The organism is Arcobacter caeni, from assembly GCF_003063245.1.
In the GTDB taxonomy this organism is placed as follows: domain Bacteria; phylum Campylobacterota; class Campylobacteria; order Campylobacterales; family Arcobacteraceae; genus Aliarcobacter; species Aliarcobacter caeni.
In genome coordinates this window covers 70,343-91,981 of the sequence record NZ_MUXE01000002.1, presented here as the reverse complement: position 1 = coordinate 91,981, position 21,639 = coordinate 70,343, and the positions used below count along the sequence as shown (strand labels likewise).

At 27.1% G+C, this 21,639-nt stretch carries 25 protein-coding genes; 11 read left to right on the top strand and 14 right to left on the bottom strand.

The genetic code is table 11. The annotated features are described in order from the left end of the window. Nucleotides 1-30: 30 nt before the first annotated feature. The 5 genes from B0174_RS01795 to B0174_RS01775 form a co-directional block, all read right to left on the bottom strand. A complete protein-coding gene (locus tag B0174_RS01795) occupies nt 31-1,230 on the bottom strand; it encodes a hypothetical protein (protein WP_108557933.1) in 1,200 nt (399 codons plus the stop codon). Nucleotides 1,231-1,427: 197 nt separating this feature from the next. Then, complete coding sequence (locus B0174_RS01790) at nt 1,428-1,826, bottom strand: DUF411 domain-containing protein (protein WP_108557932.1); 399 nt, start codon at nt 1,824-1,826, stop codon at nt 1,428-1,430. Continuing rightward, nucleotides 1,823-2,521 (bottom strand): ABC transporter ATP-binding protein, encoded by a 699-nt coding sequence (locus B0174_RS01785; RefSeq protein WP_108557931.1) that lies wholly within the window; start codon nt 2,519-2,521, stop codon nt 1,823-1,825. The genes B0174_RS01790 and B0174_RS01785 overlap by 4 nt, the downstream gene beginning before the upstream one ends. Nucleotide 2,522: 1 nt before the next feature. Next, entirely contained in the window at nt 2,523-3,257 is a 735-nt protein-coding gene (locus B0174_RS01780; protein WP_108557930.1) for an ABC transporter permease, read from the bottom strand. Between the two features lie 12 nt (nt 3,258-3,269). After that, on the bottom strand, nt 3,270-4,229 hold the full coding sequence (locus tag B0174_RS01775) for an ABC transporter substrate-binding protein (protein ID WP_108557929.1): 960 nt from the start codon (nt 4,227-4,229) through the stop codon (nt 3,270-3,272). 144 nt (nt 4,230-4,373) lie between these two features. Here B0174_RS01775 and pedF point away from each other — a divergent pair, with 144 nt between their 5' ends. Genes pedF through B0174_RS01755 form a run of 4 tightly spaced genes read left to right on the top strand, consistent with a single transcriptional unit; the run spans nt 4,374 to nt 7,324 of the window. Further along, nucleotides 4,374-4,787 carry a cytochrome c-550 PedF gene (gene pedF, locus B0174_RS01770; protein ID WP_108557928.1) on the top strand — a complete coding sequence of 138 codons (414 nt, stop codon included), beginning with the start codon at nt 4,374-4,376 and terminating at the stop codon, nt 4,785-4,787. 9 nt (nt 4,788-4,796) lie between these two features. Beyond that, nucleotides 4,797-5,666 (top strand): substrate-binding periplasmic protein, encoded by an 870-nt coding sequence (locus B0174_RS01765; protein ID WP_108557927.1) that lies wholly within the window; start codon nt 4,797-4,799, stop codon nt 5,664-5,666. Nucleotides 5,667-5,675: 9 nt separating this feature from the next. Continuing rightward, nucleotides 5,676-6,416: a quinoprotein dehydrogenase-associated SoxYZ-like carrier gene (locus tag B0174_RS01760; protein ID WP_108557926.1), complete on the top strand. Its 741-nt coding sequence runs from the start codon at nt 5,676-5,678 to the stop codon at nt 6,414-6,416. After that, a complete protein-coding gene (locus tag B0174_RS01755; protein WP_108557925.1) occupies nt 6,413-7,324 on the top strand; it encodes a quinoprotein relay system zinc metallohydrolase 1 in 912 nt (303 codons plus the stop codon). The genes B0174_RS01760 and B0174_RS01755 overlap by 4 nt, the downstream gene beginning before the upstream one ends. Here B0174_RS01755 and B0174_RS01750 read toward each other — a convergent pair whose 3' ends face one another. The 3 genes from B0174_RS01750 to B0174_RS01740 all read right to left on the bottom strand — a co-directional run bounded on the left by B0174_RS01750 (nt 7,325) and on the right by B0174_RS01740 (nt 10,741). Next, nucleotides 7,325-8,764, bottom strand: coding sequence for a leucyl aminopeptidase (locus B0174_RS01750; protein WP_108557924.1), 1,440 nt, complete (start codon nt 8,762-8,764; stop codon nt 7,325-7,327). A gap of 93 nt (nt 8,765-8,857) precedes the next feature. Next, nucleotides 8,858-9,928, bottom strand: a complete 1,071-nt coding sequence (gene fbaA, locus B0174_RS01745) for a class II fructose-bisphosphate aldolase (protein ID WP_108557923.1) — start codon at nt 9,926-9,928, stop codon at nt 8,858-8,860. Between the two features lie 9 nt (nt 9,929-9,937). After that, the gene (locus tag B0174_RS01740; protein WP_108557922.1) at nt 9,938-10,741 is read right to left on the bottom strand and encodes a foldase protein PrsA; all 804 of its coding nucleotides are present in this window, start codon (nt 10,739-10,741) and stop codon (nt 9,938-9,940) included. A 219-nt stretch (nt 10,742-10,960) separates the two neighbouring features. On the opposite strand from B0174_RS01740, the gene hsrA reads away from it, so the two are divergent. Both hsrA and B0174_RS01730 read left to right on the top strand, forming a co-directional pair. Beyond that, nucleotides 10,961-11,650: a homeostatic response regulator transcription factor HsrA gene (gene hsrA / locus B0174_RS01735; RefSeq protein WP_108557921.1), complete on the top strand. Its 690-nt coding sequence runs from the start codon at nt 10,961-10,963 to the stop codon at nt 11,648-11,650. 17 nt (nt 11,651-11,667) lie between these two features. Continuing rightward, nucleotides 11,668-12,951, top strand: a complete 1,284-nt coding sequence (locus B0174_RS01730; protein WP_108557920.1) for a HAMP domain-containing sensor histidine kinase — start codon at nt 11,668-11,670, stop codon at nt 12,949-12,951. Here the strand turns inward: B0174_RS01730 and B0174_RS01725 are convergent. The 6 genes from B0174_RS01725 to B0174_RS01700 all read right to left on the bottom strand — a co-directional run bounded on the left by B0174_RS01725 (nt 12,948) and on the right by B0174_RS01700 (nt 17,357). Then, complete coding sequence (locus B0174_RS01725) at nt 12,948-13,376, bottom strand: CoA-binding protein (protein ID WP_108557919.1); 429 nt, start codon at nt 13,374-13,376, stop codon at nt 12,948-12,950. The two genes, B0174_RS01730 and B0174_RS01725, sit on opposite strands and share 4 nt — an antisense overlap. Nucleotides 13,377-13,447: 71 nt before the next feature. After that, nucleotides 13,448-14,494: a DHH family phosphoesterase gene (locus B0174_RS01720; RefSeq protein WP_108557918.1), complete on the bottom strand. Its 1,047-nt coding sequence runs from the start codon at nt 14,492-14,494 to the stop codon at nt 13,448-13,450. Beyond that, nucleotides 14,494-14,892 (bottom strand): RrF2 family transcriptional regulator, encoded by a 399-nt coding sequence (locus B0174_RS01715; RefSeq protein WP_108557917.1) that lies wholly within the window; start codon nt 14,890-14,892, stop codon nt 14,494-14,496. Before B0174_RS01715 ends, B0174_RS01720 begins: the two co-directional genes overlap by 1 nt. 142 nt (nt 14,893-15,034) lie before the next feature. After that, complete coding sequence (gene rpsO / locus B0174_RS01710; RefSeq protein ID WP_108557916.1) at nt 15,035-15,307, bottom strand: 30S ribosomal protein S15; 273 nt, start codon at nt 15,305-15,307, stop codon at nt 15,035-15,037. Nucleotides 15,308-15,406: 99 nt separating this feature from the next. Continuing rightward, complete coding sequence (moaA, locus tag B0174_RS01705; RefSeq protein ID WP_108557915.1) at nt 15,407-16,381, bottom strand: GTP 3',8-cyclase MoaA; 975 nt, start codon at nt 16,379-16,381, stop codon at nt 15,407-15,409. 58 nt (nt 16,382-16,439) lie between these two features. After that, nucleotides 16,440-17,357 carry a glycosyl transferase gene (locus B0174_RS01700; RefSeq protein WP_108557914.1) on the bottom strand — a complete coding sequence of 306 codons (918 nt, stop codon included), beginning with the start codon at nt 17,355-17,357 and terminating at the stop codon, nt 16,440-16,442. 84 nt (nt 17,358-17,441) lie between these two features. On the opposite strand from B0174_RS01700, the gene B0174_RS01695 reads away from it, so the two are divergent. The 5 genes from B0174_RS01695 (at nt 17,442) to B0174_RS01675 (ending at nt 21,635) form a co-directional block, all read left to right on the top strand. Further along, nucleotides 17,442-18,107, top strand: a complete 666-nt coding sequence (locus B0174_RS01695; protein WP_108557913.1) for a Crp/Fnr family transcriptional regulator — start codon at nt 17,442-17,444, stop codon at nt 18,105-18,107. After that, entirely contained in the window at nt 18,104-19,102 is a 999-nt protein-coding gene (locus B0174_RS01690; RefSeq protein ID WP_108557912.1) for a type IV pili methyl-accepting chemotaxis transducer N-terminal domain-containing protein, read from the top strand. Before B0174_RS01695 ends, B0174_RS01690 begins: the two co-directional genes overlap by 4 nt. Nucleotides 19,103-19,206: 104 nt before the next feature. Continuing rightward, nucleotides 19,207-19,533, top strand: coding sequence for a hypothetical protein (locus B0174_RS01685; protein WP_108557911.1), 327 nt, complete (start codon nt 19,207-19,209; stop codon nt 19,531-19,533). A 16-nt stretch (nt 19,534-19,549) separates the two neighbouring features. Then, on the top strand, nt 19,550-20,224 hold the full coding sequence (locus B0174_RS01680; RefSeq protein ID WP_108557910.1) for a c-type cytochrome: 675 nt from the start codon (nt 19,550-19,552) through the stop codon (nt 20,222-20,224). Then, nucleotides 20,214-21,635 (top strand): cbb3-type cytochrome c oxidase subunit I, encoded by a 1,422-nt coding sequence (locus B0174_RS01675; protein WP_108557909.1) that lies wholly within the window; start codon nt 20,214-20,216, stop codon nt 21,633-21,635. Before B0174_RS01680 ends, B0174_RS01675 begins: the two co-directional genes overlap by 11 nt. Nucleotides 21,636-21,639 lie beyond the last annotated feature (4 nt).

Here is a 21,639-nt window from a genome sequence, read left to right as displayed (position 1 = left end):
ACCGTGTTCTTTTATAATTTTCATTTATTTTTAGAAATCAATATTAACAGCAGCTACAATAGTTTGCATATCTTCTAGGCTACTTTCATCAAAAGTACCTAATGCATATCTTAAACTAACAATTGCGCTTTTATTAAGTTTATAAGCTAATCCTGCGTCATATTCTGTGATTTTTAAATCTTTATCAATAGACGCAAATGTTGCATCTTTAATATTATGTAATCCTAGATTTGCTTCAAGAGTTAAATCTTTTGTAGCTTCATAAGCAAAGTTTAAAGCCACTAATGAAGTATCTCCATAAGAACCAACTCTATCTAAAGAAGCTGTTCCTAAATCATCATTTGTTAGATAAGTAACTGGTAAATTTTCACCTGAAACATATCCATCTTTTGTCATAACTCCAGCAACTCCTACATTAAAATCATTTATTTCTTTAGAAACTTTTAAATAAGCTCCTAACATTTTTTCATCACTTTTTGCAATAGATGAATTTGTTCTATCACCTATTCTTTTTTCTATTTGTGCTTGTAAATCTAAATCAGCAACTTCTCCCATTGCAAAAGCATTAAACATATGACTTGTTGCATCATTATAAATATTTGAAGCTGTTGATGTTTCTGTATTATTTTGTAAATAAACATATCTTCCACCAACTAATAACTTATCAATTGTAACTTGACCACCTAATCCATAAGCATCAAAATCTCCAACACCTGTACCTGATGAATTTACTCCAAAAAATGCAGTTTGGTCATCATTTTTACCTTCAACTGCTTTAAAATCAAAAGCATATAATAAAACATTTTCAACAGGTGTATATCCTAAAAGTGCTAAATCAATTTTATCCCCATTAGAGCCATAAAAAGGTGTTCCGTAAGTATCGTTTATTCTTCCTGCAATTAATAATTTATTTTCATTAAATGGAACAGTTACATATGCTTCTTCCCATGTAAATGTATCATTTGAATTATCTCCCCACGCATCATTTTGTAATTTGATTGCTGTATGAACTTTTACTTTTTCTAAAGTTGTAAAATCTAAGTTTAGATTTATTTCTGAATCAAGTATTTGTTTATCTTTTTTTACAGTATCAGTATCACCTTTTACAGATATTCCTCGCACTTGAGCATCTCCTGAAACTTTTAAATCAGATGCTAATTCTATGTTTGCAGCTACAGCAGAGCTTACAACAATTGATGCTGCTAAACTTAATAATCCTAGTTTTTTCATTTTTAGTCCTTAATAATTTTTACAAGAATTTAATCAGAATAAATTCCGCATTCGTTATTATACTTCAGAGTTATAGCCCTAGAATAGCCCTTAAATAGCCTATCTATAGCCTTTACATAGCTTAATTATAGCAAGGGTTAAAAATTATTTTATTGAGTCTTAATTGGAATTTTATTTGAAAAAAATATTACTTATTTTTAATGATATTTCCCAAATTCTTTATAAGTTTTATCTTGAAAAATAATAAATACTATTTTTTCTTCTTTATCATTTTCATAAGCAGGAAGAGATAATCCAATTGCATTTTTTGGAGTATTTTTTAAAAAATCTTTTATTGCAAGGGATGGAACATTTCCCTCAAATACATAATCATTTAGAATTGAAGTATTACAAGATTGAATCTCTCTTGGAATTCCTATTTGTCTTTTTAATTCTTTCACATCAACTAACGAAACAATTTTCACCTCATCCAGATCTTTTTTTATATCATCCAGCCAAGATTGAGGACAAGTGCTAGTAACTGGTTTAAAAATTTGAATCTCATTTTGAGCATATAAAGATAAAGCTAATAAGGGTATAAGTATTATTTTTTTCATAAAAATCCTTCTAAAATATGTGGGTGTTTTTCTAATAATTCATTTTTTAATTCATCTATTTTTTTCAGATTAAACTCTTGATTATTAAAATTTTTATATTCAAAAATAATAGAAGCTGGTTTTTTACTAAAAAATATAATTCTATTTGATAGATAAATCGCTTCACTTAAATCATGAGTTACTAAAATTATAGTTGTATTAAATTTTTTGCATAACTCTAAAAAATCTTTTTTCAAAGCAGTTGCAGTTGGATAATCCAAAGAGATAAAAGGTTCATCTAAAAATATAAGTTTTGGTTTGTTTACAAAAGCTCGGACAAATGAGACTCTTCTTGCCATTCCACCTGATAAATCTTTTGGATATAAATCTAAAAGATTTTCTAAATTTACTAATTTTAAAAGTTCATTTATAAAAATAATATCTTTTTGCTTTGAGATTATTAAAAGATTTTCTTTTATGGTAAGCCAAGGAATTAGTCTTGAGTCTTGAAACACAAAACCAATATTTGAAGAGTTTAGATCTATACTTCCTTTGAAATTTTTATCCAAAGAAGAAACAATATTTAAAAAAGTAGTTTTGCCACAACCAGATGGTCCAATGATTGATAAAAACTCTGTTTCTTCTAATGAAATATTTATATTTTCTAAAATTTTTATTTCATTAAAACTTTTTTCTTGAATATTAATTTTTATCATTTTATCTCCATCTTTTTGCTTTTTTCTCAAGTGGATTTAATATTAATTTTTCTATTAATATAACAATAAATATAAAAGCAAATGAATAAGCAAAAATAGATGTAATATCAAAATTCTGAAAAAACATTGCCATTTGAAAACCTATTCCATTACTTCTTCCTAGAAGTTCAACAACTAAAACTATTTTCCAAATTAAAGATATGGTTAATCTGGTTGTTGCAATAATATATGGATAAATCTGTGGTAAATATATTTTTCTAATTAAATCTTTTTTTGGAATCTCATAAACTTGAGCCAATTGTAAATATTTTTTATTCATGGCTTTTACACCTTCTCTAATATTTACAATAATAATTGGAACTTTATTTATTACAACGGCTAATATTGCAGAAAAATCACTTAATCCAAACCAAATATAACAGATAATTATCGATACAAGAGCTGGAATATTTAATCCAATTATTAGAAAAATATCAAAAAAAGAGTCGATTTTTGGAAATAAACCCATAATAATCCCAAAAAATATTCCAATAAACATAGAAAAGACAAAAGCTATAAAAACTCTTTGTAGAGTTATCCCTAAATTAAATATCAAATCTTTATTTATTAAATGATCAAATAAACTTCCTAAAATATCTATAATAGATGGGAAAACATCAGTATTTGCAACTATTGCTATTGATTGCCACAATATTACAAGCAGACATATTGACAAAAGTTTATTTGAATTATTCATATATTTTTAATCCTATTTCGAGTCAAATTTCCAAAATATATCATTATTTAGAGAAGTACTTTTCCCTAAATCCTCTGAACTATCTTGAGAAAGTATTTTGTAAACTTTTTGTAAATCAGATATATTTGATTCATCAAAATTTTCTATTATTCCTTTTTTATAACCATCTTTTAAAGCTTGAAATTCACCATTAGATTTTACTTCCATTATTGGTTTTATTCTATCCCATTCTTTATCATTAGTTTTTAGTATATTTTTACTCTCAATTGAAGCTTTTAAAAATGAGTTTATTAAGTCCTTGTTAGTTAATCCAAAATCCTTATTAAATACCCAACCAACAAAAGAAACATCTTCTTTCAAGCCTAAATCTTTATATACTTCTTCAATTTCTACTAAATGTTTTATATTTTCATTTTCTAATTTTGAATTAAATTGCCAAAAATTAATACTTGCTTCCAAAGATTTATCTTGCATTTTTTTATATAAAATTGGCGCACTTGCATATACAGGAGTTACTATATCTTTTAAATCAATATCATATTTATTTTTACTATATGCTCTAAATAACAACCATGTTTTATCATAAGCACCACCTGCAATTCCTAGCTCTTTTCCTTTTAAATCAAGTAAAGTTTTAATATTATTTGCTTCATTTACAACTAAAGTTCCAGTAGCTTTTGAATATGGATAAAAATTAAAATCTTTTCCATTTGCTTTTTGAGTATTTACCCAAACCCAGTCATTTACAATAATATCTACACTTTTGGCTTGTAGTGCAACTAATTGGGCATTTTTTGAAGCTAAATTTACGATTTCTAAATTAAAACCATATTTTTCATCTAGTTTATGAGACTTTATAACATTAAGCTCCCAGTTTACTGTTCCAAAAGCTAAAACACCTATTTTTAGACTCTCTTGCGCACATAAACTCGTAATACTTAGAAATATAATTGTTATTAATTTATATAGCATTTTTTCTTCCCTTTTATTTTATTCATGAATTGTATATCAATTTTATAGCCCTAATATAGCCTTTTTCAAATATTTTTTGTTGCTATAATCAGGCTATAAAAACTGTTTATAATTCCAGCAAGAAAAAAATTAAAAGGGATTCTTATGAATAAAATTCAAAAATTAGGTTTAGCTGTATTAACAACTACAGTATTCGCATTTGGACATGGAAGTGTAACTCCACAAGCAGTTGATACAAAAGGTTTAGCACCAGTTGGAGCTGAATGGTTAGAAAAAAATCCATATGTAGGAAATGAAAAAGCAAGAGAAATTGGTGAACATGGATATACAGAAAACTGTGCTAGATGTCATGGGCTTGAAGCTGTTTCTGGTGGAATTGCACCTGATTTAAGATATCTAGATCCAGGTATAGAAGGTGATGAATGGTTTATGGAAAAAATTAGAACAGGTGCTGTTAGAAATGGAAATGTATATATGCCTCCATTTGAAGGTGTTTTAAACCAAGAAGCTATGTGGGCAATTAGAACATATTTACTTTCTTTACACCAAGATCAATAAAGTATTCAGATGAAAAAAATTCTTAAATTATCTTTATTAACTTTGTTTCTTTCAATAAGTTTATTTGCAAGAAGTATTGATGATATCAAAAAAAGTGGCGAAGTAATTATTGCTATTTATGAAGATTTTCCTCCTTACTCTTTTATTGAAGATGGAGTTCCTAAAGGAATTGATATTGAACTTGGAAAAATGATTGCAAAATCATTAGATGTAAAACCAGTTTGGTCTTTTACAAGTTTTGATGAAAATTTAGCAAGTGATTTAAGAAACAATATTTGGAGAGGAAATGTAGTTCATAAGAATAAAGCAGATGTAATGCTTAGAATTCCTTATGACTATGATTATTTAAGAATTACTGATAAATCAACGGGACAACTTGAAACGGATATGGTTTCAATAAAAGGTCCATACCAAAGTGAAAAGTGGATAATAGCTACAAATAAAGCTGTTATTCCACAAATAAACACTTTGGGGATTTTTGCATATCAAACAATTGGTGTTGAAATTGATTTACTTCCAGATTTACATATAAGTGGTTTTGCAAGAGGATTATTGAGTAAAAATATTAAACATTACAATAAATTTACTGATGCAATAAATGATTTAAAAAGTGGAAAAATTGATGCAGTTGCTGGTTTAAAATCACAAATAGAGTATTTATTAGATTATAAAAACAACGCTGATAAATATTATCTTACAGAAGATATTCCACAAATGAAATCACAATGGGACTTAGCAACAGCAGTTTCAAGTAACTATAGAGATTTAAGTTATCACATAGATGGGCTTATTGATGAAGCTTATGAAAATGGTGAAATTAAAAAAATCTTTGAAAATTTTGGAGTTAATTATCTTTCACCAGTTTCAAAAAAACAATAAGGAAAAACCATGAAATATATTTTTTTTATATTAGTGCAATTTTTACTAATTCAAAACTCTTATGCAAATAATCCTGTTGCATCCCCTACTTTTGATGATATTTTAAAAGAAATTATTAATAATGAAAAATATATATTTGATGATAAAAATATAAAAATCAATGTTCCTTCCTTTGCAGATAATCCAATCCAAGTACCTATTTTTGTTGATGCAAAAGCTATAAAAAATGCAAAAAGATTAATTGTATTTGCTGATTTAAATCCAATTCCAAAAATAATTGATATGGATTTAAAAAATCTATTAGCTCTAATTTCATTAAATATAAAAGTAGCTCAAGAGACTCCTATTCGTGCTTTAGTTTTAGATGAGAATAATCTTTGGCATATAGGAAGTAATAATATCAAAAGTTTTGGTGGTGGATGTTCTGTGTCAAGTATAAGTTCATCAAATACAGATTTTGAAAAACTTTTAGGAAAAATAAAAGGTGATATTTTTAAAATTGGAGATATTTATAGATTAAAAGCCTCAATTTTTCACCCAATGGAAACAGGTTTAGTTTTTGGAAATAGTGAATTTTATATTAATAAAATAACTATCAAAGCTGAAGATAAAATTTTAGCAAATATATTAACATACTCTGCAATTAGTGAAAATCCAAGATTTATCTTTGAAACTTTAATGAAATCAGATGATTATAAAATTGAGTTTACAGATATTGATGGAAATGAATTTAGCTCGGATATAAAATGAAATATTTTATTTTTATTATATGTTATTTGACTTTGAGTTTTTCAAATGATTTTGATTATAAATTAAAACCTATAAAACTATCTGAAAATAGTTACTATTTTTATGGAAAAGAGGAATATTTTTCTAAAGAAAATGGTGGGGATATTGCAAATGCTTCTTTTATAATTACTTCAAATAGTGTTATCTTAATTGATACGGGAAGTTCAAAATCATATGGGGAACAAGTAAAAAAACAAATAGAAAAAATCACTTCAAAACCAATTAAATATATTTTAAATACCCACCATCATCCTGATCATTTTTTAGGAAATAGTGCTTTTTCTTCTAGTGATATTTATGCAGCTGAATTTACAAAAAATGAGATAGAACAAAATGGAGATTTATATATAGTAAACTTAGTAAATTTAGTTGGTGAAGCTATGAATGACACAAAAATCAAAGCTCCAAATCAAGTTCTTACGGCAAAAACTTTGAATTTAGATGGTTATAAATTAGATATCTTACACCTAGATGGACATACCCAAAGTGATATTGCAATCTATGATGAAAATACAAAAATTCTTTATGCTTCTGATTTAGTTTTTAATAAAAGAACCCTTACAACTCCCCATGCAAATATGCAAAACTGGATAAAATCCCTAGAAGAACTTCAAAAAATTGATTATTCTATTTTAGTTCCTGGTCATGGTCATGCATCTAAAACAAAAGAACCTATAAAAGAGAATATTGCTTATTTAAACTATTTAGATAGTACTTTAAAAAGTTCAGTAAAAGAAGGTCTTGATATTTTTGAGATATTAGAAAAACCCATTCCAAAAGAGTTTGAGAGTTTTACTATGTTTAAAGAAGAGTTTGAAAGATCTGTTATAAATCTTTATCCTTTATATGAAAAAGATTTGAAAAAATAACTATTTTTTCAAATCTTCCATAAACTTAATAAGTAATCTAATAGCAACTCCTGTTGCACCATAAGAGTGATAAGCCCAATTTTCTTGTCTATATGATGGACCCGCAATATCAAAATGTAGCCATTTTTTCTTATTTTTATTTTTTATAAATTTACTTAAAAATAAACTTGCTGTTATTGCTGCACCATTTTTATTTGCACTTGTATTTACAAAATCTGCAACTTGGCTTTCTAATAATTTTTCTAAATAATCATTAAAAGGTAAAAATCCTACTAATTCACCTGATTTCTTTGAAGCTTTTAAAATCTTCTTTTTTGTTTTTTCATTGTATCCCATAACAGCAGTTGTATATCCACCAAAAGCTCCAATACTAGCTCCCGTTAATGTGGCTAAATCAAAAATATAATCAAAATCTTGAATATTTTTTTGAGCATAAACTAAACAATCAGCTAAAACCAATCGCCCTTCCGCATCTGTATTTGTAACTTCTATTGTTTTGCTATTTGCAGCTTTTAAAATATCACCTGGTTTATATGCATCCCCACCAATCATATTTTCAACGGCTCCTAGAATTCCATGAACTTCAAAAGGTAATTCAAGACTTCCAAGAGCTTGTATAACTCCCATAATACTTGCAGCTCCAGCTTTGTCACACTTCATAGAAACCATTCCATCACCACGCTTTAAACTCATTCCTCCCGTGTCATAAGTTACACCTTTTCCCACAAGAATAATTTTGGCTATTGGATTTTTGACTTTGTATGTTAAATGAATTAATTTACTTTCATGTGGCGAAGCAATTCCAACACTATAAAGTGCATTCATTCCTTTTTGTTTTAAATAATCTTCACCAAAAATCTTACATTCAATATTTTTATGTTTTTCTGCAATTTTCAAAGCATCATCTGCCATAATTTGAGGATAATAATCTTGTGGTGAATTATTTACTATATCTTTTGTAAAATTCACACTATTACAAATAATAAAAGCTTTTTTTAATTCGATTTCTAGTTCTTCTTTTGTTTTAGAAGATGATTTTGTACAAATATTTATATTTTTAATTTTCTCTTTTTCATTTGAAGATTTATATTTTAGAAATTCATAATTTCCTAAAACTAATCCCTCAACAATAGTTTGAAGTTCTAACTCTTTTTTTGCTTGAGTAATATTGATTTTAAGATTTTCTATTTTTAGATTTTTGAAAAATCTAATTGCTGTGCAAAAAGCTGTTTTTATATTTTCTTTTTTAAATTTCAAACATGAAACATATAATATATTGTTTTTTATATCAAAATATGTGTTAAAAGATTTTTCATAAAAATTAATATTTTCAAGTAATTCTTCTTGATTTTGTTCTAAATTTTTAGTTTTATTTAAAATAATTATTTCAGCACTTGAGTCTATTTTGTGGATATTTTTTTTATTTAAAGATATATTCATTGGATTTTCCTTTGAATATATTATATAGTTTTAAGATAGATTTTTATTAAAAAAAAGGGCAAATAATCAAATTATTTACCCTTTTAACTTTAATTAGTTTTTATTTAAAGCACATAAATCACTAAATGCAACTTCAAGTCTAGCAATCATAGTTTCTTGCCCAGCTCGAATCCATTTTCTTGGATCATAATAATTTTTATTAGGTTTATCAGAACCCTCAGGGTTTCCAATTTGTCCTTGTAAATATCCATGATATTTAGCTTCATAAGCTCTAACACCATCCCAAGTTGCCCATTGTGTATCTGTGTCAATATTCATTTTAATAACACCATAAGTAATAGCTTCTCTGATTTCTTCAAGTAAAGATCCTGAACCACCATGGAATACAAAATCAACTGGTTGAGCTGATGATGTTCCAATTTTATTTTGGATATATTTTTGAGAATTATCTAAAATTTTTGGACTTAATTGAACATTTCCTGGTTTATAAACCCCATGAACATTTCCAAAACTTGCAGCTATTGTAAAATTACTTCCAACTTTACTTAACTCTTCATAAGCATAACAAACTTCTTCAGGTTGAGTATAAAGAAGCGAATTATCAACATCTGAGTTATCAATACCATCTTCTTCTCCACCTGTAATTCCAAGTTCAATTTCAAGCATCATATCAAGTGCATTCATTTTTTTGAAATACTCAACACAAATTTCGATATTTTCTTCTAAAGGCTCTTCACTTAAATCAAGCATATGAGAAGTAAATAAAGGTCGTCCAGTTTTTTCAAAATGAACTTTTCCAGCATCTAATAATCCATCAATCCAAGGTAAAAGTTTTTTAGCAGCATGGTCTGTATGTAAAATCACAGGAATTCCATAAGCTTCAGCCATCATATGAACATGATTCGCACCACTAATTCCACCTAGAACGGCAGCATTAGCAGTTTTTAAACCTTTTCCAGCATAAAAACCTGCTCCACCATTTGAAAATTGGATAATAATTGGTGAATTAACTTTTGCTGCAACTTCTAAAACAGCATTTACAGAATCTGTTCCAACTACATTTACAGCAGGAATTGCAAAATTATTCTCTTTTGCATATGCAAAAAGTTTTTTTGCTTCACTTCCAGTTAAAACTCCTGGTTTCACAACATCTAATACACCCATTTTATTCCCTTACTTAATAACTATTTTTGCATCTTTTTTTAATTCGTCTGTTAATTCTTTTATTTTTTTACTAAAAGCATTTCCAACTAAAATTTGAGAAATTTTTGGTTCAACTTCAGCATAAGTTAATGCTTTTGGAGCTGTTTTGTCTTTTAAGAAAATTATATGATAACCAAACTCAGTTTTCACAGGTGTTTTAGAATATGTATTTTTAGCTAATGCTTTTGCAGCAGCTGTAAATTCAGGAACTAATTTATCAGCAGGAACTTTTCCTAAGTATCCACCATTTTGAGAAGTTGCATCAGCTGATTTAGTTTTTGCTAATTCAGCAAATTTGTCTTCTTTTTTTGCAGCTTTATCAAGTTCAATAATAATAGCTTTTGCTTCTGCTTCTGTTTTTACTAAAATATGTCTTGATTCTAAAATTTCAGGCATTACAAATTTATCTTTATTTTTTTCAAAGAAATCTTTTTTATCTTGATCTGTAAATTTTAATTTGTCAACTTCATTTTTTTGCCAAACTTGAAGAGCTAAATCTTCTTTAATTCCATTCATTGCTTCTACATATTGAGGATCTTTTTCAATTCCATTTTTAATTGCATTTTTTGCAATTAATTTTTTATTTACAATTTGTTCAATTACTTGTTTTTTTGAAGTATCAGGTAATTTATCAAAATCTATTCTTTGATCTTGTAAAATCATCGCAATATCTTGTTTTGTGATTGCATCACCATCAACTGAACCATAATCACTTGCATTTAAAACAGTTACTAAAACTATTGATGCAACTAAACTTGTTACTATTCTTTTCATAATTTTCCTTGGGATTTTATATTTTGCGTATTTTATCAATTCATAGTTAATAAACAGTTGATTTATCACTAAAAAATAGCTATTTTTATATAATATTTTAGTTTTATAAATTTCTATTTTATGAATTTTAAAATTTAGCTTAAAAACACTTTAAATTTCGAAATTTTTATGATACAATTCCGTCAAAATTTAAACTTAACTTAAATTTAAGGAATAATAATGAGAATTTTGATTATTGAAGACGAAATAACACTAAATAGAACACTACAAGAAGGTCTTTCAGACTTTGGATATCAAGTAGATACAGCTGAAAATTATAAAGATGCTGAATACTTTATCGACATTAGAAACTACGATTTAGTATTAACTGATTGGATGTTACCAGATGGTGACGGAATTGAACTATGTAAATTAGTTAAAAATAGAAGTTCAAGAACTGCTGTTGTTATTATCTCAGCAAGAGATGATAAAGAAAGTGAAATTGAAGCACTAAAATCAGGTGCTGATGATTTTATTAAAAAACCATTTGATTTTGATATTTTATTAGCTAGAATCGAAGCAAGACTTAGATTTGGTGGAACAAATATCATAGAAATTGATGATTTAATAATCAATCCTGATGAAGAAAAAATTGAATATGCAGGTGAAGAAATTGAATTAAAAGGTAAACCTTTTGAAGTTTTAACGCACTTAGCAAGACACAGAGACCAAATCGTTTCAAAAGAACAATTACTTGATGCAATTTGGGAAGAACCTGAATTAGTTACTCCAAATGTAATTGAAGTTGCGATTAATCAAATTAGACAAAAAATGGATAAACCATTGAATATTTCTACTATTGAAACAATCAGAAGAAGAGGTTATAGATTCTGTTACCCAAATAAAATAGAAGACCCAAAAGCTAAATAATTAGGCTCTTGAAATAAATGGAAAGTAAAAGTATTTATAAACAGTTTTATAGTAAACTGATTATAGCTACCTCACTTTTCATTATTACTCTCTCATTTATATTTTATGAATATGCTAGAAGTACCGTTTATGACGATATTCAAAAAAATATGTTAATCCATGCAGAACAACTTTACAAATCTTCACTTTCTACTAATAGTTTTGTTCCCGTTGAAAATGATAATATAACAATTAATCTAGTTGAAAATATACAATTAGGAAATTATAAATTCTTAAACTATCAAAAGCATGGTGATTATTTTATAAAACTTCTTTACCCATTTGATTTAGAAAATAAACTTTTTTTAGAAATTGATAAAAATATAAGTTTTGAACGAGAACTTTTATATTCTGTAATATTTAAAAATCTTTTTGTTTTAGCAATTCCTGGTTTTATTTTGATGCTTATTTATTCTTTAATAGTTTCAAAATCTCTTTTAAAACCTATCATTCAAATCAATAAAAAATTATCAAATATGGATGAAAACTCTTTAACACAAATAGATAAAAAAGATTTACCAATAGAATTTCATTCTCTTGCAAACTCTATAAATACACTAACAAATAGAATTGAAACCTATGTAAAATTTAAAAAAGAACTCTTTATCGGTGCCGCGCATGAACTTAAAACTCCACTTGCGGTTATGAAATTAAAAAATGAAGTGACTTTAAGAAAAAAAAGAGAAGTTGAACAATATGAAGAAGCTTTAAATTTGACTGTAAAACAAATTGATGAAATGAATAAAATGATTTCTTCAATTTTGGATATAGGAAGAACTGAAGGCGCACAATTTGAACAAACTATAAATCTAGATTTGGTTGAATATATAAAGAAAAAAACAAATGATTATAGAATGTTAAGTGCTCAAAAAAATATTATTATCACTTTTTTTTCAAATGTAAACCATTTAAATACTTCTATTCAACTAACTTTATTTAATCAAATATTACAAAATTTCGTTCAAAATGCTATTAAATTTACGCCAAATGAAAAATCAATTTCTATTAGATTAAAAAAAACTAAAGAAAAAATAATCATAACTGTAACAGATGAAGGGATTGGAATACCAGAAGATGTAGATTTATTTGCTCCATTTAAAAGAATAGGAAATCAAAGTGGAGTTGGATTAGGTTTATTTTTAGCAAAAAATGCTGCTGATGCACTAAGAGCAAAAATAACTCTTCTAAATAGAGATGACCAAAAAAGTGGATGTGTTGCTAAACTTGTTTTGAGATGCAACACACCAAAAGAGCTTATTTAGAATAAATTTCTATGCTCTATTTTCGTACATTTATTTTGTACTACATTTAAACCAGCTTCTTTTGCAAGAGCTGCTGCTTCATTATTCACAAGTCCCAATTGAAACCAAACAGTATCAATATTACCAATTTTTATCACTTCATTCACAATTTCAGCTATTGCATCTGGTTTTCTAAAAATATCAACCATATCGATTTTAAAAGGAATTTCTGAAATAGTTCTATAAACTTTTTCTCCTAAAATCATATCTTCTTTTGGATATACAGGAACTATTTTATATCCAACACTTTGTAAATATGCAGCAACAGCGTTTGAAGCTTTTGAAGGATCAGGAGAAAGTCCAGCAATTGCTATTGTTTTTGTATTTTTTAAGATTTCTATTATTTCTTCACTTTTTGAGTTTACAGTTGGAAAGTCACACTCCATTTTATATCCTTTATAATAAATTACTCTATTATAAATAAATTATTTAAAAGTATGCTAAAAAAAGAAATAAACTAGATTTTATCTAGCTTATTTTGTATATAAGTTTTAACTTCAGAAAAATCAATAACTTCTCGAAAGTCATCAAATTTTCCACCACTTGCATTTACATGTCCACCACCATTTGCCAGTTTTGAAGCCATTAATGAAACATCAACTTTTCCATCAGCACGAAAAGAAGCATTTCCTTTTTTATTTATATCAATAAAAAAATCATACTCAGGATTTGCTCTTAAAAAAGCATTTGCGGGAATTGAAATAGAACCTAAACAATAAGTTAAAAGTCCTTTGTGACCTTTATAAGTAACTGTTAAATCATCTTTTACATCAACTAATGTTTTTACAAGATAGGTTGCAGATAAATTATCTAAAGTATCATCTTTTTCACTTAATTTTAGAAAATCTTTTTTTATAAAATGAACATCATTATCTAATTTTATGTGCCCATCAACAACATCAAGGTATTTTGCAGCTTGTTTTAGTAAATGACATCTAAAATCTCTATTTAAATCAGCAAATAAAATATTATTTATTTCTCTAACTTTTGTAATCATTGACATTAAAACTTTTCCAAATTCAAAATTTTTTATTTCATTTTCAAGCCAAATATCAACAGCATTTATCGTATCAACTAAAGGTTTTAACCAAGAACTTGTATTATGTTCAAAACCGTCATACTCTTCAAATATATAATCGTAAACTATTTTCGTAGCACATCTTTTATCATCTAAATAATACCAAGGAAAAGTTTCAGCAGCTTTTTTACCACTTATGTGATGATCTAAAAGTTGAAGTTTAATTTTATATCCAATTTTTATAAGTTTATCTATTTCATTATCTAAATCTTTTGCTTCTTGAAAAGTTAAGTTTAAATCACTTATTAATATAAGAATTTCATCTTCTTTATATTCTAAAACTTGTTCTAAAACTTTTTTTATACTTAATTTTACTTCTAAACCATAATTTGCATTATAAAAAAAACCTTCTTTAAAATACTCTTTTGTAATTAATTGACATCCATATCCATCTAAATCTGTATGAGAAATATGAAACAATTTCATTAAGCAATATCTTTTAATGTTAATTTTTCTAAGAAATCATTGATTTTCAGTTGTAAATTATTTAATAAAGGCCAAATAGTACAAAGCATTGCTACTTGGTTTGGACAATTATCAGCTGAGGGAGAACACTCAAATACAGATGGTATTTTTTCTTCTGCTGCAATAACTATCTCTAAAATCGTAATTGATTCCCAAGATTTATTTAAAGCAAAACCGCCATTTACACCTCTATGAGATATAACTAAATTTTGTTTTGCAAGATTTTGCATAATTTTTGCTAAAAATGATTTTGATATATTTAATTCTCTTGATAACTCATCTACATTCTTTGGCTCATCACTTTTTGCAATGGCAATTAAAGATAATAATGCGTATTCACTCTTTTTTGTTAATAACATGTTATATATTTCCAATGTTTTTTGTTTATTCTACAAGAACTATTATTAAGATTCGTTATTAAAATCAGTCAATTGAAATATTTAGACAAAAAAAAAGGGTTGTAGCAATGCTACAACCCTTTTTTTAGACAAAAAACTAAAATTATTTAGCTCTAATTCCTAAAGAAGCTACTAATTCAACAAATGAAGCATAATTTTTACTTCTTAAGTATTTTAATAATCTTTTTCTTTTACCAACCATTTTTAATAGACCTAATCTTGAAGAGTGATCTTTTTTGAAAACTTTTAAATGTTCTGTTAATATTTTAACTTGCTCTGTTAATAAAGCAATTTGAACTTCTGATGAACCTGTATCACCATCTTTTTTTCCGTATTTTGCTATTATAGCTGCTTTTACTTCCTGATCTAAAGCCATGTTGACCTCCTAATAGGTATATGTTAATTTTTTCATTTATAATAAATGAGCGCAAATTATATTTAAACTTTACTTTATTTTTACTTTAAACAATTGTTTTCATCCACCTGTTTGGTAAAAAGCTCTAGTTGAAATTTCATTATCATCTTTTTTATTTGACCATTTATTTTTTTCTGGTTTTCCTGCTAATACTTTTTTTAAAATTGCAACTGCTTCATCAATATTGTTACTTCTAACTGCATCTTTGATACTCATTGCATCTTCAAAATATAAACAAGGTATTAAAAATCCCTCAGCTGTTAGTCTGATTCTATTACAAGCAGCACAAAAATCATCTTTATGTGGTTCTATTATTCCAAACTGAAAACCATCTTCAAGTTCATAATATTGTGCAGGTGAACTATTATCTCTTGGAACCATTTTAAAATTTGGGTATTTTGTTGCAATTATTGCTTTTATTTCATCAGAATTTAACCCTTTTGCACCATCTTTTGCATGATTATTTTCCATAAATTCAATAAATCTAACAACATAACCTTTACTTTTACAAAAATCCAAAACTTCAACTAAATCAACATCATTTATTCCTTTTATTGGAACACAATTTATTTTTATTTTAAGTCCTGCATCAGCTGCTGCTTGAATTCCTTCAAGAACTGTTTCTAAAACATCTTTTTGTGCAATTTTTGCAGCAGTAGCTGCATTTAATGAATCAAGAGAAATATTTATTCGTTTAAGTCCAGCATCTTTTAATTTTTGAGCAGCATTTGGCAATAAAAAACCATTTGTAGTTAAAGCCAAATCTATATCATTTTTATAGTCATATATCATTTTTATAAATTGTTCTAAACCTTCTCTTAAAAGAGGTTCACCACCTGTTATTCTTACTTTTTTTATACCTTCATCAATTGATGCTTTTATAAATTTAAATAAATCCTCGTACGAAAGTAAGTTTTCTTTTGGAACCCAAGAAAAGGGTTTTTCTGGCATACAGTATTGACATCTAAAATTACATCTTTCAGTTACTGAAACTCTTAGATAATCATGTTTTCTTCCAAATCCATCTATTAGCATATTTTATTCCTATTTTTAATAGCTTCTAGAATAGTATAAACTAGCTTAAAAGGTAAAATTAATTTAACCTTTTCCATGCATCTTCAAGATTATTTACTCTTTGAGCAAATACTAAATACAATGCAATATTGAATTTTGCTAGTTTTAAAATCTCATCACTTGGATTTTTAACTATTTCTAAAGCTTCTTCTAAAGAAATATTTTCATAAGTTTTATCATAAGTGATTCCAAAATCACTCAATGAAAATTGGATTTCAATAACTTGTCCATCCACTTCTTCCCAATATTTCCCATTACTAAATACTTCAGGACTTCCCTCTGCACCTTTTAAAACTATAACATCTTTATAATATTCTTTAAACATAGCTATGTATTTTTTTACATAAGGTTTATGAAAAGCAGCCGTAACACCAAAATCACTCGAAGCTGGATTTAAAAGTTTTTCAATTGTATTAAAAACTGTTCTTAAACCTAGTTCTTCTCTTAATTTTGTTAAATCACTCAACTCTTTTAAGTATTCTATCCTATCAAAATAGTGTACATATTGACCCTTGTCAATTGAATTAAAAATATCTTTTGTAGTTAAACCATTTTTTGCAGGTTGAAGAAAATCTCCTGAGATTACAAGATTTAAAGGTGTAATATCTTTATTTTTTTCATGAAATTCTTTTAAGATATTTTCATAAAGTGGAAATAAAAATGGATTATTTTCTCTTCCATCAAAAGAATAACCAAGTTCAAGCGAATTTTCTATTTTTGTAAATTTAATGTATTTTTTCAAAGCTTTTACAGCTGCTGTTAATTCATCATCTGTTTCAAGTTTTGTTCTCCAAGCAATCAAAAATGCGCCAATTTGGGCTTGTGTAACTTTGTTTTCTAAGATTAACTCTATTGCATCAATTACTTCTGCTTCTGCTAAATCTCTGTTTCCCTTAGGACCTGTTCCAACTGCTTTTATATATTTTTTAAAACTCATTTTTAACCTTATTTTATGTCTTTAATTAGTATTTTTACAAGCATAATATACAATAGCTTAAATAAAACAATATGAAGGTTCGATGTGACTCTACAAAAAATTATTAGAAAAATAAGTTTTTTTAATAACTTAAATGATGAACAAATAAATATCATTGCTTCCATTTCAACTGTATCAAAACAGCCTAATAAATCAATTTTATATTATGAAAGTGATATAAGTAAAAATTTGCTTTTTTTAGTTGAAGGTCTTATTAAAATTTATAAAGTTGATAAATTTAATAATGAAATATTTTTATATCATATTTATAAAAACTCTATGATTAGTGAACTCACATCTACTAATAATAAAGAAATATACTGTTTTTCTAATGCAGAATTTATTGAAAATTCAATTGTATTATCTATTAATTTTGAAAAATTCCAAGAATATTTTTTATCAAAAAATATTTTAACAATGGAATTATTAGAAATTTTACTAAACAAAACTCACCAATTACAATGTATCGTAAATAGAGAATTAGTTTTTGATGCAACTGCAAAAGTTGCTTTTATGTTAAGTCAAGATTTGGAAATGTTTAATAAATTAAAAAGACAAGAAGTCTCATTTATGCTTCATATTCAGCCAGAAACTTTATCAAGAGTTTTAAAAAGATTATCAAGAAATGAAATTATTCAAGTCGATGCTGGAACTGTGAAAATTACAAATAACGAAGCCTTAGTATCTATTTTTAGAGGAATTGGGATATGAAACCAAATACAATAAGCACAAAAATAAAATTAATTGGAATATTTTTCATTATATTAATGACAAGTATAATTATCACGACAATCTACTTAAATGAAAAAAACAAAAAAGATGCTCAAGTTATAAATATAGCTGGGAAGCAAAGAATGCTGACACAAAAGATATCTAAAAGTATTTTTTATATATATCACAATAATAATCAAATATATAATGAATTAGACAATGCAACAATTGAGTTTATTTATAATCTAAATTCTTTAAAAAATGGAAATGATGAACTAGGTATTTATAAAGCTCCAACAAATGAAATTGAAAAACAAATCGCAAAAGTTGAACTTCTATGGAATAATTTTTATTTAACTATAAACGAATTTAAAAATATTATTGATTCAAAAGATAATATAAATGAACAAAAATTCAAAAATACAATTGATTCTATTTATACTATGAATACAACGCTACTAAATGAAGTTAATATTTTGGTTTCTATGTATACTTCACATATGGAAGAAAAAAGTGATTATTTAAAAACTATTCAATACATTTTTGGATTAATAATCTTATTTTTAATGATGTATAGTTTTAATCAATTAAAAACAATGGAAGAAAATGTAAAAAGATTCTTTGAATTATCTAAAAAAATTGTTGAAAACCCTACAAATGAGCCACTAGAACCAATTCAAATTGAAGCTGAAAAAGAAATTGTAGAAGCTACTGATACAATTAATTGCTTTATTGATAAAATAAATTCAGCAATGACTTATTCAGCAAATGCAGTTGAACAATCAAAAAATGCATCAATAAAACTCGAAGAAATTACTGATGAATTCGATATTATAATTAGTGAACTAACCAACTCAGCAGAAATATCAGTACAACTTAATAAAAGTGAAGATATAGTTATTCAAACCCAAGAAGAACTAATAAGTTCAACAAAAAAGCTACAAGAACTTAAAAATGAATTAGATAAATTATTAAAATCTTGTAAAACAAAATAAAATATTTTTTTACTTTTTTAATATTGACATATATCATTTTTTTCTCCTTGGGTTTAGACTAAAATTTTTCCATAGTTCTGGTATTTCAAAATAAGGAGAAAAAAATGGAACCAATCATGATTATTAGACCAGAAATTGCCCTTGACGATTTCTTGCCTATATTTTTATCTTCAGCTTTTGTTTTACTATTTGGACTGTTTTACGTAGCTATTTATACGCTAGTAAAAATGGAAAGATTAAAAAAAATATACATGCCTTTTGCATATATTTTTTGGGCTTTGCAAACATATTGTATGTACTATGTCGCAGACAAAATTCAAAGTAATGATTTTACTATTAAAGCATTAATGGTAACTATGGTGTGTTATTTAATTTTACCACATCTTTATTATTACTTAAATATTAGGTCTGAGCAAAGATATGAACAATAAATTTTAGGAGGAACAAGTGTCAAAAAAAGTTGTTTCAGTATGGACGAGTATTCCTTTTTGGAGAAAATCAGCTGCGTGGGTAACTGGTTTTGCTGCAATACTATTAATTTGGTTAACATTCGATTCAATGGGTCAAATTAAAATGGGAACGGACGCTGATCTTAAAAACGGTATTACAAAAAGAGTACCAGGTCCAACAGTAATCAATTATAATATTGATTATAAAATGGATACAAGAAGAGGTCATGAGGTGCCAGTTATTGGTGAAAAAGAGAAATTCTTTGGTAGAGATGATTGGTCTGAACAAGAAGCTGCGGAACTTCTTCATTTAGGTAAATTAGGAAGTCAAGCGAAAAACTGTATGAATTGTCATACATTACTTGGAAATGGTGCATATTATGCTCCAGATTTAACAAAAGCTTGGTTAGATCCAGCATGGGGACCAAACGGAGCATATTTAGGTATGACTAATTCTACTACGAAAGAAGAAGCTATGTCTAAATTTTTACAAAATCCGTCTCAATTCCCAACACATCAAAGAATGATGCCAAATCTTGGTATTACTGAAAAAGAAGCAATGGGTCTTGTAGCATTTTTAAAACATATGTCATCAATTGATACAAATGGTTTCCCAAGAAACTTCGCAAGAATGTCAACAGATGGTGTAACAGGAGCGATTCATGGCAAATAATTTAAAATTTGAATCTCAAAAATTAGCTATTAACTATTTCGTAGTTGCAGCTATTTTATTTGGTGCTCAATTAGTAATGGGTCTTATTGCTGCTACTCAGTTTTTATATCCAAGTTTTCTTTTTGAAATCTTTGATTTCTCTGTAGCTAGAATGGTACATATCAACGCTTTAGTTGTATGGATGTTATACGCAATGATTGGTTCTGTTTATTATTTATTACCAGATGAAACTGGAATAGAAACTGTAGGAATCAAACTTGGTAAATTAGGATTTTATGTTTTAACTGCTGCTGTTACAGTTGTAGTTTTAGTATTTATTTTAGTTCAAGTTGGACCTGCTAGTGAATCAACTATTTGGTTAATTAACGAAGGTAGAGAATATATTGAAGCTCCAAGATGGGCTGATATTGGTATAGTTGTTGTTGTTTTAATATTCGTATTTAACCTTTTTGCAACTGCAATAAAAGGTAAACAAACAGGTATTGTAACTGTATTAATGGCGGATGTTCTTGCACTTGCTGGTCTATATCTTGCAGGTATGTTCTTTACAGATAATATCTCTATGGATCAATACTGGTGGTGGTGGGTAATTCACTTATGGGTTGAAGCAACTTGGGAAGTTTTTGTTGGTTGTTTATTATCTTATGGATTAATCAAAATCATTGGAGCTAGAAGAGAAGTTGTAGAAATGTGGCTATGGATTGAAGTTTCAATGTTATTTGGATCTGGAATCTTAGGTATGGGACATCACTACTTCTGGATTGGTACACCTGAGTACTGGTGGGAAATTGGAGCACTATTCTCAGCACTTGAGCCTGTTCCTTTAGTTGCTATGTTTGTTCATGTTGTTTATGACTGGGGAAAAGAAACAGGTATTAAAGAAGGTAGCGGTTCTGGTGAGAAAACTATGAACAATTCACCTGCTTTTGCTTGGTTTGTTACAAATGCATTTGGTAACTTCCTTGGTGCTGGTGTTTGGGGATTCTTCCACACATTACCACAAGTAAATATTTATACACACGGTACACAATTTACATCGGCGCACGGTCACTTGGCATTCTTTGGAGCATATGCAACTATTTTAATAGGTATGTTCTATATGGGAGTACAAGGTAAAAATAGTATTAAAGTAATGAAAGCAACATTTGAGTCTAAAATGGCAATCTTCCTTATCACATTTGGTGTATTAGGTATGACTGTTTCTTTAACTGTTGCTGGATATGGTCAAGTATTAGTTGAAAGAGCTCAATTAGGAGCAACTTGGGAAGGATTCTTCGTATCTCAAGATATGGTATGGTTTGTTCAAGGTCTTGGATGGAGATTAGCAACTGGTATTATGACATTTGTTGGATTTTTATACTTAGTTAAAGATTTATTAACTACTTCTAAAAGCCCTAGACACGAAAGATAAGGAG